Genomic DNA, 12,456 nt, shown 5'->3' with positions numbered 1-12,456 from the left:
GAGATCGGAATGGCAAGGATACTGATCGTGGAAGACACACCGGGAAATATGCTGCTGACCAGCATTGTGCTGGAAAGTGAAGGGCATACGCTGTTTTGCGCTGACCGCGCATTGCCGGGCATCGAAATTGCCCAACAAGAGGCGCTTGATTTGATCCTGATGGACGTACAACTGCCCGAACTGGACGGGACCGCCGCTGTTGCCATACTCAAAGGCGATCCGCGTACCTGCGCCGTGCCGGTGGTCGCGCTGACCGCGTACGCGATGAAGGGCGATCGTGAGCGCTTGCTGGCGAGCGGCTTTGACGGCTACATCGAAAAGCCGATCAATTATGTCGATTTCCTGGCTGAAGTGCAACGCATCACTGGTGGGACCAGCATGCCGCTGCCGGAATAGCGGTGCCAGCGGGACAGAGCCGGCGCCACGCGCCCATGTCATGACAGGCGGGCCAGTCCGCCGATTTAGGGAGTGCTTGAACATGAATAAAAATTGGACCTTCGGCAGGAAATTGGCTTTCGGCTTTGCGGTGTCGTCCACCTTCCTGGTGGGGATAGGAGTCGCCGCGTACTGGAGCATCTATATGCTGGTCGCCACGGCGACCTCGGTGACGCACACGCAGCGGGTGCTGGAGCATGTGACAGGGCTGCTGAGCCAGATGAAGGACGCTGAAACCGGCCAGCGCGGTTTTTTGCTGACCGGCGAACCCAGCTATCTGGAACCGTTCCAGGCGGCCAGCGCCGGCGCGACGATTGTGCTGGCCGAATTGCGCACGCTGACCGCCGATAATCCAAACCAGCAGGCGCGTATCAGCCAGGCAGAGGCGCTTACGGCAGCTAAATTCAGCGAACTGAAACGCACGATCGAATTGCGCCGCGCCGGTCGCGCCGATGAGGCGATCAAGATTGTGCTGAGTGGAGAGGGCAAAAAGGTCATGGATACGTTGCGGGCGGTCTGCGAGCAGATTAGCCGTGAGGAGCGCGAATTGCTAAGTAAGCGCGAGGCAGAGGCCGACGCCACCGCCAGCACTGCCAAGATGACCATCCTGGGTGGCACCGCGCTGTGCCTGCTATTCGTGATCGCGGCGGGATTTACGATCACTGGCTCGCTGACGGACCGGTTGGGCATGGCGGTGGGGCACGTTCAAAGCTCCTCGGCCGAGCTGCAAGCCGCGGCCACCCAGCAAGCATCGGGCGCCAGAGAGCAAGCGAACGCGATGAGCGAGATCAGCACCACCATCAGTGAACTGGGGGTGACGTCGCGCCAGATTGCCGAGAGTGCGCAGCGCGTAGCGCAGATCGCAGAGCAGACCGCACTGTCGGCGCGCAACGGTGAGAGCACAGTGGAAAAGGGGCAGGAATCGATCGCTGGCATCCGGCGCCAGACAGATCTGGTGGTCAGTCACATGCTTGACCTGGGACGCAAATCGCAAGAGATCGGGGCGGTGCTCGATATTGTGTCAGAGTTGGCTGAACAGACCAATATCCTCGCCATCAACGCCACCATTGAGGCCAGCGGTGCGGGCGAGGCCGGGCGCCGGTTTGCCGTCGTGGCGGAAGAAATCCGGAAGCTGGCGGATCGCGTCGCTGGGGCGACCAAGGGCATCAGAATCCAGATCGATGACGTTCGTAGCGCTGTCAATACTACCGTCATGACGACCGAGGGGGGAGCCAAGGCAGTTGATTTGGGTGCGCGCCAGTTTGCCGACGTGGCCTTAGCCTTCAAGCAGATCGCCGACTTGGTCAATACCACTACTGAGGCGGTGCGCGAGATCGAACTTTCCACCAAGCAGCAGGCCACGGCGGCAGATCAGGTCCGCATCGCTGTATCGGACGTCGCGCAGGCCACCCAGGAAACGGAAACCAGCTCGACCCAGACCCTGCAGACGGCGTCCCAGTTGGCTGGATTGTCGATGGACTTGCGGCGTCTGGTGCATCCCCAAGCTGTCTAGTCAGGTGTCTGGCTGGTGGAAATCTAGTCGGTGGACACAGGCACCAGCACTTCACGGCTGCCGTTTGTCGCCATGGATGAAAGGATGCCGGCCCTTTCCATGTCTTCGACCAGGCGCGCAGCGCGGTTGTAACCAATGCGCAGCTGGCGCTGGACGGAGGAGATGGAAGCGCGCCTGCTCCGAATGACCCAGGCCACCGCTTCATCGTAGAGTGGGTCGGATTCGCCGGAGGTGAGGTCGCCCTGGTCGGGCGTCGCTTCTTCGACAGGCTCGCCGGCCAGGATGGCTTCTTCGTATTCGGGCTCGCCGAACTGCTTCAGGTAGTCGACGACTCGGTGCACTTCCTCGTCCGACACAAAGGCTCCGTGTACGCGCTGCGGGTAGCCGCTGCCCGGTGGCAGGAACAGCATATCGCCGTGCCCCAGCAAAGTCTCCGCGCCCATCTGGTCGAGCACCGTGCGGGAGTCGATCTTGGAAGAAACCTGGAACGCCACGCGGGTAGGGATATTGGCCTTGATCAGACCAGTGATGACGTCCACGGATGGACGCTGGGTAGCCAGGATCAGGTGGATGCCAGCCGCGCGGGCTTTCTGTGCCAGGCGTGCGATCAGTTCTTCGATCTTTTTGCCGGCAACCATCATCAGGTCCGCCAGTTCGTCGATGATCACGACGACCGTTGGCAGCGTGGAGAGCGGCTCGGGGGCATCCGGCGTCAGCGAGAACGGATTCGTCACGTATTTTTCTGCAGCTCTACCATCGCGGATTTTCTGGTTGAAGCCCGCCAGGTTGCGCACGCCCAGCGCGGACATCAGCCTGTAGCGCTTTTCCATCTCGGCGACGCACCAGGTGAGGGCGTTGGCGGCCAGTTTCATATCCGTGACCACGGGCGCCAGCAAGTGAGGGATGCCGTCGTAGACTGAAAGTTCCAGCATTTTCGGATCGATCATGATCATTCGCACGTCTTCGGGCGTGGCCTTGTACAGCAGGGACACGATCATGGCGTTGATTGCCACCGATTTACCGGAACCCGTGGTGCCGGCGACCAGCATATGCGGTGCTTTGGCGAGGTCGGTCACGACCGGAGCGCCGGTGATGTCTTTGCCCATCGCCAGGGTGAGCATGGAGCGCGAGGCACGATATGCGTCCGAGGCCAGGATTTCGGAAAGCTGGATCATTTGCCGGCGTACATTTGGCAGCTCCAGGCCCATGCAGGTTTTGCCGGGAATGGTTTCGACGACGCGGACTGAGGTCACGGCGAGTGCACGCGATAAGTCCTTCATCAGCGCGACAATCTGCGCGCCACGCACGCCTATGGCTGGTTCGATCTCATAACGTGTGATCACCGGTCCGGCGGAGGCGCCGAGCACAGATACCGGGACCTTGAATTCCTTCAGCCTTTGTTCGATCAACTCGCCTGTTTCTTTGAGTTCGGAAGTTGATATGTCGACGGAGACTGCGGTGTACGGAGCCAGCAAGTCGAGGCCCGGAAGCTCCACGCCGCTTTCGGCTGGGGGAGCGTATGCGACCGGTGCTGTGACTTGCGCGGGTGGGGGAGCAATCGGTGGCCGTACTGCCGGAGGTGGTGCTGGCGGAGGCGGTGCGATCGGGGCCGAGATCGCGGGCTCGGGCGTTGGAGCCGGCTTGACCTCTCGCCATTCAACATACTGCGGCTCCGGCTTGACCTCAACCGGCACGGTGTACTCCAATTGTGCAGGCTCGCTGGCGGACTCGATGATGACCGCTTCCTGTACTTGCGGTACCGGTACCGGTGCCGGTGCCGGTGCCGGCGTCGGCGCGGGCGCTGGTACATGCATTGGCGCAGCCGCCGGCGCGTGCTGGGTCAGCCTCACGATCCTGACAGGTTCTGTCTGCCTGGCCCTGACGTTGGCTTCTTCCTCAGCCCTGGCGCGGGCCAGCATTGCGGAGGTTGGCCGAATACTTTCAAACGGCGCCCATTCCTCGCTTGACCGGGCCGGCGGAGCGGCGCTTGCATTGGCCTTCTGTGGCCCGAAGATTGTGGCAGGCGGCTGTTCCGGGGCTCGGCGCTCGGGCCGCCGCGTAGGTGTGCGAGGCGTAGCCGGTCGAGGCGCAGGAGCCGCACGTGGGGTAACCGGCCGTTCCACCTGAGGCGACTTCCTGTCGCCGGCCGCCACACGGACGCACGTCGACAGGAATTCCAGCGAACGGTAGCCAAACAGCCAGGAGCCGAAGAAGGGGGCGGCGGCAAGCATGAGTAGCAAACCAGCGGTTTTCCCGAGCGTCGAGGCAAGGAAGGACGTCGCCAGCATCAATATCGTGCCCAGGACCACGCGGATAAAGCCCTGGCCAAGCAAGGTGCCTCGTTTCAGGAGGAAGACCTTTACGAATCGCCACAACAGGGGAAGTGACCAGAACACCGACCAACCAAGCAACGACATCACTGCCATTCAAAATCTTTCTTCGAATCCTATGCAAGGGCGAAGTTTATCACGCGCATTGCCCGACTCAATCCGTGTTGGCTGGAAGATGCAGCCGAATCCGGCGATCCAGACCCAATGCCTTGATGTCGGCGCCGAAAGTTTCATCGATCAGGCGTGCCTTGAGTCCGGTCGTCTCCGCCTGTTGCAGGGCGCGTTCGATGATGGGGCGATAGCTGGCGGCAGACGCGGACAGATAAAAAGCAAAGTCCCCCCCGATATTGCACCAGCAGGTGTTGCTCCACCGTCAACTCCGGATGTGAGCGCGCCTCCGGCATTACTTCTATGACGCCGCGCGGCAAATAATCGATGTGACGGTTTCCCGCCGCTACCATTGCGTAGATCGTCGTCCACGGGGCGGTGTGCTCATACAGCGGCAGGCCCGCCTTGCTCCATATCTTTGCATCGCCCCAACCCTCGCCAAAGCCGGCCACCAGCCTGGTCTCCCTCAGATCGGCCACGGATTTGACGCGTGCAAAGGCCGCCGCGTCCGTTCTGCGAACCAGGAAGACACGCTGGCCGATCAAGCCATTGGTTAGACCGTGACGTACCGGGACGATTCCTTCGCTGACATCCTTTTGCTTCGTCTGCAATCCGTAGAAAAGATTGATGTCGCCTTTGCCCAGCATTGCCCACATGCGCCGGGCTGGAACATCCTTCACGTAGTGGATACGGTAAGGCTGATGAATCAACTTCAATGACTCTTCCAGAAGGCGGATGAAAAAATCTGTATGTCCACCGGACACCACGGGAATACGCAATTCAAGTGGAGCGGCGGCGGACGGAGTTCCTGCATGGACGAATGCCGGGAATGACAGGAATAGCGTACAGGCTAAGAATAGAAAGCGCGGCATGCCCAGCACATTATCACAGCTTTGCCTGTTCCCGGTCCGTCTCAGTTATACCCATACAAAACGGCAAACGCCACCATGCCCATCGACATCAGCAGTATCAGGAGCTGGAAGCGCCAGATGATGCCGAAACCAGCGCGTCCATGGTACGCCGGCCACGCCGAGGGCGGCCATCAGTATGGCGCCGGTGGGAACGCTCATATTGGCCATGGCATTGCCCAACTGGTAGGCCAGCACGGCCGTCTGGCGCGTGACGCCGACCAGATCGGACAGGCCCGCCATCAGTGGCATATTGATGGCCGCTTGCGCGCTGCCGGAATGGATCACAAAAGTGAAGGCCGTCTGCACGGCCAGCATGCCTTGTGCAGCCAGCAGTGGCGGCCAGGTTTCCAGCATGCTGCCCATGCTGTGCAAGAAAGTATTCAGCACCGAAGGCGCGTGCGGATTCGAGCCGCCCAGCAGATATTCGATGCCCTTGGCGACGGAAATCACCAGCACGGCCGGCACCAGTTGCTGGGCGCCGGCAACGAAGGCCTCCGCTGCGCCATCGGCGCTGAGGCGCCTGGCAAAGATGGCGATCAGGGCCGTGTAGCAGCACAGGGTGACGAACTGGGTCGCGATTTCGGGAATGAAGTAGCCGGCGGCAACCACACCCCAGACGATCCAGGCGATAGTGGCGACGATGCCGGCCAGGATCAGGCGGTCGGCCAGCGTCAGTGCCGGCGTCGCTGCGGGCATGGCGCTGTCGTCTTGAGCTTCGCTTGGGCCGGCTGCCAGTGGCGCTTCATATTTGCGATGGCGCCCGGCGTACCAGAGTGTGAAAGCGACGCCGGTGCCCACAAAAATCACGAACATGACGATGCGCAGCGGCGCGCCGGACAACAACGGCACGTTGGCGATGCCTTGCGCCAGCGCTACGCCGAAGGGGTTCATCCATGAGGTGCCGAAACCGATCTGGCTGGCTACATAGGTCATCATCACGCCCACTTCGGGCGGGTAGCCCATGCGCCGGATCAGCGGCAGCAGCAGAGCCAGGAAGGCGATGGTCTCCTCGCCCATGCCGAATACGGCGCCGCCGGCGGCAAATGCCGTGAACAGGCTGCCCAGCAGCAGACGCGGGTGATCGCCGGTGATGGCGATCAGGCGTAACAGGCCACGATCGACGGCGCCACTGGCATTGATCACGCCAAAAGCGCCGCCGACCAGCAGGACGAAGGCGATCACGCCGATAGCCGAGCCGGAGCGGCTGCCCGAAGTCATGCCTTCGAATGGGGCATTGAACAGGCCGACCTGCTTGCCGCTGGCGAACCATTCGATGCTGATGTTGTGTTCGGCCACGCGGTAGGAATCAAGCGAGATGGCTACGCCAGGCTGAAAATAGCCGGCAGGGACCCACGGCACCAGCAGGGCCACGAGCAGAGCGATGAACAGCAGAATAATCAGGGTGTTGGGTACTTTGAAGCGGCTGGTTGTGCTGGGCATGTCCGTGCTCTTTGCGGAAAGGGAAGGCGCCCAGCCTACCACGGCAGGGATGGGCGCCTCAGGAGAGGCTTAGAACTTGTACTGCAGATTGGCAAAGAACGAGCGGCCGCGGGGATCACCATAGGTTGGGTCCCAGGTGACTTCGAAGTAGCGGGACTGGTTGGTGAATGGCGGCGGCGTATCGGCCAGATTGATCACACCGGCGCGCAGCTTGAGGTTCTTGTTGAACGAATAGCTGCCCGTCAGGTCCCACAGCGAATAGGCTTTCACGTCACGGTCGTTCCAGCCCGGATCCGCCAGCCCCTCAATGTTCTGATCGCGATAGCTGGAGAAGAAGGTGTTGCCCAGGCTCAGGCTGTAGGGGCCCTGAGTCCAGTCGATATTCAGCTTGTGGCGCCAGCGCTGTACGGCCTTGTCGTCGCGGAATACGCCCAGGCCATCCGTCATCGGCGAGTTGGGATCGGACTGGAACTTGTATTCGGTGATCAGCGTGCCGTTCAGGCTGGCGCTGAGGCGGCCGATCGAAGTGGCATCGCCATGCCAGTTAACCGCGATATCCAGGCCGGCCGTGTTGAGCTTGCCGCGATTCTCCTTCTTGAACTGCAGGTAGGACACGGCGCCATCTTCGTCACGCACCACGATCTTCGGATCGTTGTAGTAGATCGGATTGTCGAACACGGTTTGCTCGCCGATTTCCGAAATGATGTCGGTTTTATGGATGATCCAGTAGTCGAGGCTGGCGTTCCAGTTTCGGTTGGGTTCCAGTACCAGGCCGATCGAAAACTGCTTGGATTTCTCCGGTTTCAGCTGCGGATTGCCGTAGCGGTCCAGATCGAACTGTGCAATTTCGCCCGAGATGGGGTCATGCACGAAGCTGGCCGTGGTGCCGGAACGTACCGGCAGGAACAGTTCGGCAATCGACGGCGCCCGGTAGCCGGTGCCGTAGGAAGCGCGCCCCAGTACTTCCTTGCTCGGACGGTAGCTCACAGCGACTTTCGGATTGGTGGTGTTCAGTTGTGGCGTGGTGATGCCGGTCAGCGGATCATGCACGCCTTTGTAGCGGTCGTGACGGATGGCAAACTGGCCTTCCCATTCTTTGCTGAATGGCGCATTGATCTCCGCGTAGACGCCGGCGATATCGCGCTTGTTGGACGAGTCGGCCAGCAATTCGTCGGAACTGGCGCGGTCACCCTGCACGTCGTTGGTACGCAAGGCATCGGTGGAGCTGAACTCAGTCTTCTCGCGCCGGAATTCGGCGCCCACAGCCAGCATGGCATCGCCGCCGCCCAGCGTCATCAGCGAGCGGGTCAGCTTGCCATCGACGATGTCGCTGGTGCCTTTGGAAATACGCGCTGCGTCATGGATTTTGATCGAGTCCATGAACTTGCGGCCCGAGTCATCCGTGGCCGGGACAAACGGGTTGTACTTGCCGCTCGCAATGCCAGCCAACATCTTTGTGCGCGAAACCCAGCCATCGATGTCCAGGTCGGTGGCCTTGTTGACGCTGTGGTTATAGGCCGTGTCGTAGTCCCAGTCGCCCACCTTGCCGGTCGCCCCCAGTACGAAGCGCGATGCTTTGCTGGTCACTTCCGAGGTACGGCGGCCGGCGTCCGTCAGGCGGAAGCGAAAGTTGACCGGGGTGGTGATGCCGGTCCTGGCCTGCAGGTCGGCTGGCAGAAAGATGCCGGTGCTGGTGCCGTTGATGCTGCCCGAGGTGGCGGGCGAGGCGGCATAGCTGGTCTCGGCTTTGCTCCACAGGACTTCAGCAAACACTTGATGGCCTTCAGCCGCCTGGAAGGTGGCACGGCCGATGAAGCTTTGTTTCTTGGAGTCCGGATAGACTTCCGAGTCACCCATGTAATTGAAGGAACAGCCTTCCGTGCCGCCGGGACCGAGCGGACGCACCACGTTCGGGCTGCCGTTCACGCAGGAGTCCTTGCCGAAGTTGACGCGACGGCCCGGCGATGGCGCCCAGGTGCCGCCGGGACCGGAGCCCTTCAGGTAGCCCGATTTATTCAGGGTCGCAAGCTGGGCGGAAGTCAGGTCGACGTTGCCCGGGAAAGAGTAGCTTGACAGCTGTGGCGACAGACGGTCAGGCAGGCTGTACTCCTGCATGAATTGACGTTGCGAGCTGGCCAGACGGTCAGTTTTCTGCACGTCAAATGCGCCGAACACGTTGTAGCGGTCGGTGCTCAGATCACCAAAGCCGCCGGACAGCGTGGCCGATCTTTTGCCGCCACCGCCTTCGTCCGTGCGCAGCCCATATACGCTGGCATCGCCACCCTGATAATCCTTGCGGGTGATGAAGTTGATCACGCCGCCCATGGCATCGGTACCGTAAATCGCCGATGCACCGTCTTTCAGCACTTCCACGCGCTGGATAGCGCCGGCGGGAATGTTGTTCAGGTCGACGCCGGCATTGTCGCCAGGGCTGGCGAAGTTGGCCATCCGACGGCCGTTCAGCAGCACCAGCGTGCTGGAGACACCCAGGCCGCGCAGGTTGGCGCCATTGAACCCGCGCTGGCCGCCCATGACGTCGCTGACGCTGGCGCCATCGGTCAGGCCACCCACATTCGAGGAGAGCTTTTGCAGCAGTTCGGCGGCCGTGGTCACGCCGGTCTTATCAATATCTTCGCGCTTGATGATTTCGACTGGCAGTGCCGCTTCGCCCTCGATGCGCTTGATGCTGGAGCCGGTGATTTCCACGCGCGGCATGGTTTGCGCGTAAGCGTTCAAGCTCATGCTGCCAAGCGCGAGCAATACAGCATGAGTGCAGCGGGAGCGGCGGAATGCAAAAGCCTTGTGCGTGCCAGGTTTTTTCATGCGATCAGTCCTCGTAAGTGGGTACTCATACGCAAGCGACATGCTTGCGCCGCCCCGGGGTGTTTATGCGGCAGTTGCAGTGTATGCAACGTTGTGCCGCTTGCGCGCACCGGACCTGGCGCGGGTCGCGCTGTGTAAAAGCCGTGTCGCATTGTTGCAATCAAGAAGCTATCATGTGTTGCGGACTTTCCACAGGGCGACATGCAATTGCCAATCTGCGCAAACCTCGGGGTGTGTCCGGTTACAGCTGCCGGATCAATGGCAACATGGCGGCAATTCCATCGTCGTGAAGGAGCTTGAGCGTGAAATCCGTGTCGATATTGCTGCTATGTGCGGCGCAGCTGAGCGCTCAGTTGCTGGGTTCTGTTGCCCATGCTGCCGAGACTTCGCAATCGCTGGTGTTTCAACCTGTCGCAGGCACAGTGATGCCGATGGGCGGCGCCGTGCGCAACGATAATGAGGCAGTGCGCCAGCGGCTGGTGCAACTGGCCGGCGGTTCCGAGGCACGGTTTGTGGTGATTCCCAGCGCATCGTCAAATCCTGAAAAGTCGGGCGCCGATGCGGTGGAGCAGCTGCGGCGCCGTGGTGCGAAGGCGGAATTGCTGAAGATCGCACCGCGCTGGGCTGGTGAGACGCTGGAGTCCGCACGCCGGGCAGCGGCCGACCCTGCCAACGTCGCCAGAATTCGCGCCGCCACAGGCGTGTTCTTTACCGGTGGCGCCCAGGAGCGCACGGCCGATGTACTGAATCCGGACGGGGTGGCGTCGCCCGTGCTGCAAGCCGTGCGGGAGGTGCAGGCGCGAGGCGGCGTGATTGCCGGCAGCAGTGCCGGCGCCGCCATCATGAGCAGCACGATGTTCCGCGATGCGCTGAATTCCGTGCAGGTGATGAAGGGCGTCATGCGCGAGGGCAAGGAAATCGATCGGGGGCTGGGGTTTGTCGGCGACCAGCTGTTCATCGATCAGCATTTCCTGAAGCGCGGCAGGGTGGGGCGCATGCTGGCGCTGATGCTGGCCAAAGGCTACAAAGTGGGGCTTGGGGTCGACGAGAATACCGCAGCCATTATTCACGGAAGCGAAATCGAAATTGTCGGCGCCAGCGGTGCGCTCTTGCTGGACTTGCGTCAGGCGACGCAGGAGTCGGGGCCTGTGAACGTGCGCAATGTACGGATTTCCTATCTCGATAATGGCGATCGTTATGATCTGGCCAGATTGCAGGGGCGGGTGCTGGCAGCCAAACAGGCCAGGGGCGAGATTCCGTTCCGCAAGCCCGGCTTTGCTTCGGAACTGGAATTCATGCGTCCCGCCTATACCGACATCCTGGGCGAAAACGCCATCCTGCGCGCGCTGACGCAACTGGTGGATGGCCCGCGCGATCATATTCGGGGCATCGCTTTCGACCTTGAGCAGTTACCCGATGCGCCAGTAGCCGATCCTGCCCCTGAGCTGGGTTTTGAGTTCATGCTGCGGCGTGATGAGCGCACACATGGCTGGGATAATGAGGGACTGGACGCTAATGATTACTCCATCTTCGATGCGCGGCTCGATGTGCGGCCAGTGCGCCTGAAAGCCCCTTTCTATCAGGCCTGGTAATGAAACCACGACATTGGATGGCATGTCTGCTGCTGTGCAGCCAGTCCGTCAGCGCGGCTCCGCCGTCCGACTATCACCAGCAGCTCGATGCTGCAGCAGCGAAAGTTCTGCCGGAAGTCGTGCACTGGCGGCGCGACCTGCACGCCCATCCTGAACTGGCGTTTCACGAGCACCGCACAGCGGATCTGGTGGCGAAAGAGCTGAGCCGCATGGGCTATGACGTGACGCGTGGCCTGGCCGAGACGGCCGTGATCGGCTTGCTGAAAACGGGGCGTGCCGGCCCGGTCGTAGCCCTGCGGGCCGATATGGATGCCTTGCCCGTGACGGAAGAAACCGGCCTGCCGTTTGCTTCGCGCGAGCGGGTGCAGTCGGGCGGCAAGGACGTCGGCGTGATGCACGCCTGCGGCCATGACATGCATGTGGCCATGCTGCTGGGTGCGGCGCGCGTGCTGGCCGGAATGCGCGGGCAGCTGTCGGGCGCCATCAAGCTGGTGTTCCAGCCTGCCGAGGAGGGCGTGGCCAATGAACCGAACGGCGCCGAACGGCTGGTCAAGGCGGGCGTGCTTGAAAACCCGAAAGTGTCGGCCATGTTTGCGCTGCACGTCGGCATTACGCCGCAGCCGACGGGAACCATCTCTACCCGTGCGCGCGGGCTGATGGCCGGCGGCGATACCTTCGAGATCGTGGTGCAGGGCCGCCAGACCCATGGCGCCCTGCCATGGAATGGGGTGGACCCGGTCGTGGTGGCGGCGCAGATTGTGCTGGCACTGCAAACCATCGTCAGCCGTCAGACTGATTTGACGGTTGCACCAGCCGTGGTCACGGTGGGCAGCTTGCACGCTGGCGAGCGCGCCAACATCGTGCCCGGCGATGCCAGGATGAGCGGCACGATACGCAGTTTTGATCCGGCCGTGCGCGAGCAGTTGCTGCAGCAGGTCAAGCGTACGGCAGAGCATCTGGCGCTGTCGGCCGGCGCCACGGCCGCGGTGAATTTTGATCCCGGTTATCCCGTGACATGGAACGATCCGGCGCTGACGGCGAAAATGCTGCCCAGCCTGCGCCGCGTGGCGGGCGCGCAGTTGCTGAGCGATGTAGTGCCGAGCACCACGTCGGAAGATTTTTCCTATTACGGCCAGCACGTCCCATCCATGCTGTTTTTCCTCGGCGTGAATCCGCCCGGGGCCGATCCGGCACAGTGGGCGGCCAACCACTCCCCGCGTTTCAATCCTGATGAGGCGGCGCTGCTGACGGGCGTACGCGCGCTCGCCAGCCTGGCCGCTGATTATTTGACTGGTAACTGAAAG

At 61.8% G+C, this 12,456-nt stretch carries 7 protein-coding genes and 1 pseudogene; 4 read left to right on the top strand and 4 right to left on the bottom strand.

What is annotated here, in order from left to right; all coding sequences use genetic code 11:
• Positions 1-9 precede the first annotated feature (9 nt).
• Together ACHMW6_RS17925 and ACHMW6_RS17920 are read left to right on the top strand one after the other, a co-directional pair.
• A complete protein-coding gene (locus ACHMW6_RS17925) occupies positions 10-396 on the top strand; it encodes a response regulator (RefSeq protein ID WP_395408420.1) in 387 nt (128 codons plus the stop codon).
• A gap of 82 nt (positions 397-478) precedes the next feature.
• The gene (locus ACHMW6_RS17920; protein ID WP_395408634.1) at positions 479-1,948 is read left to right on the top strand and encodes a CHASE3 domain-containing protein; all 1,470 of its coding nucleotides are present in this window, start codon (positions 479-481) and stop codon (positions 1,946-1,948) included.
• Between the two features lie 23 nt (positions 1,949-1,971).
• Here ACHMW6_RS17920 and ACHMW6_RS17915 read toward each other — a convergent pair.
• The 4 genes and pseudogenes from ACHMW6_RS17915 to ACHMW6_RS17900 all read right to left on the bottom strand — a co-directional run.
• A pseudogene (locus ACHMW6_RS17915) lies at positions 1,972-3,774 on the bottom strand (DNA translocase FtsK); the annotation flags it as partial.
• A 734-nt stretch (positions 3,775-4,508) separates the two neighbouring features.
• The gene (locus tag ACHMW6_RS17910) at positions 4,509-5,267 is read right to left on the bottom strand and encodes a hypothetical protein (RefSeq protein ID WP_395408419.1); all 759 of its coding nucleotides are present in this window, start codon (positions 5,265-5,267) and stop codon (positions 4,509-4,511) included.
• A gap of 36 nt (positions 5,268-5,303) precedes the next feature.
• A complete protein-coding gene (locus ACHMW6_RS17905; RefSeq protein WP_395408418.1) occupies positions 5,304-6,737 on the bottom strand; it encodes a hypothetical protein in 1,434 nt (477 codons plus the stop codon).
• Between the two features lie 69 nt (positions 6,738-6,806).
• Positions 6,807-9,560 carry a TonB-dependent receptor gene (locus tag ACHMW6_RS17900; RefSeq protein ID WP_395408417.1) on the bottom strand — a complete coding sequence of 918 codons (2,754 nt, stop codon included), beginning with the start codon at positions 9,558-9,560 and terminating at the stop codon, positions 6,807-6,809.
• A gap of 302 nt (positions 9,561-9,862) precedes the next feature.
• On the opposite strand from ACHMW6_RS17900, the gene ACHMW6_RS17895 reads away from it, so the two are divergent.
• Entirely contained in the window at positions 9,863-11,152 is a 1,290-nt protein-coding gene (locus ACHMW6_RS17895; RefSeq protein ID WP_395408416.1) for a cyanophycinase, read from the top strand.
• Entirely contained in the window at positions 11,152-12,453 is a 1,302-nt protein-coding gene (locus ACHMW6_RS17890) for a M20 family metallopeptidase (protein WP_395408415.1), read from the top strand. The genes ACHMW6_RS17895 and ACHMW6_RS17890 overlap by 1 nt, the downstream gene beginning before the upstream one ends.
• Positions 12,454-12,456: the final 3 nt, after the last annotated feature.

The sequence above is a fragment of the Pseudoduganella sp. UC29_106 genome, from assembly GCF_044055365.1.
Lineage (GTDB): Bacteria > Pseudomonadota > Gammaproteobacteria > Burkholderiales > Burkholderiaceae_D > Rugamonas.
This window is presented reverse-complemented; position numbering and strand designations above follow the sequence as displayed.

Bases quoted from the DNA above. Each gene is read 5' to 3' on its own strand.
- ACHMW6_RS17925 (WP_395408420.1), top strand. From the start codon at position 10: ATGGCAAGGATACTGATCGTGGAAGACACACCGGGAAATATGCTGCTG.
- ACHMW6_RS17920 (WP_395408634.1), top strand. From the start codon at position 479: ATGAATAAAAATTGGACCTTCGGCAGGAAATTGGCTTTCGGCTTTGCG.
- ACHMW6_RS17905 (WP_395408418.1), bottom strand. From the start codon at position 6,737: ATGCCCAGCACAACCAGCCGCTTCAAAGTACCCAACACCCTGATTATT.
- ACHMW6_RS17900 (WP_395408417.1), bottom strand. From the start codon at position 9,560: ATGAAAAAACCTGGCACGCACAAGGCTTTTGCATTCCGCCGCTCCCGC.
- ACHMW6_RS17890 (WP_395408415.1), top strand. From the start codon at position 11,152: ATGAAACCACGACATTGGATGGCATGTCTGCTGCTGTGCAGCCAGTCC.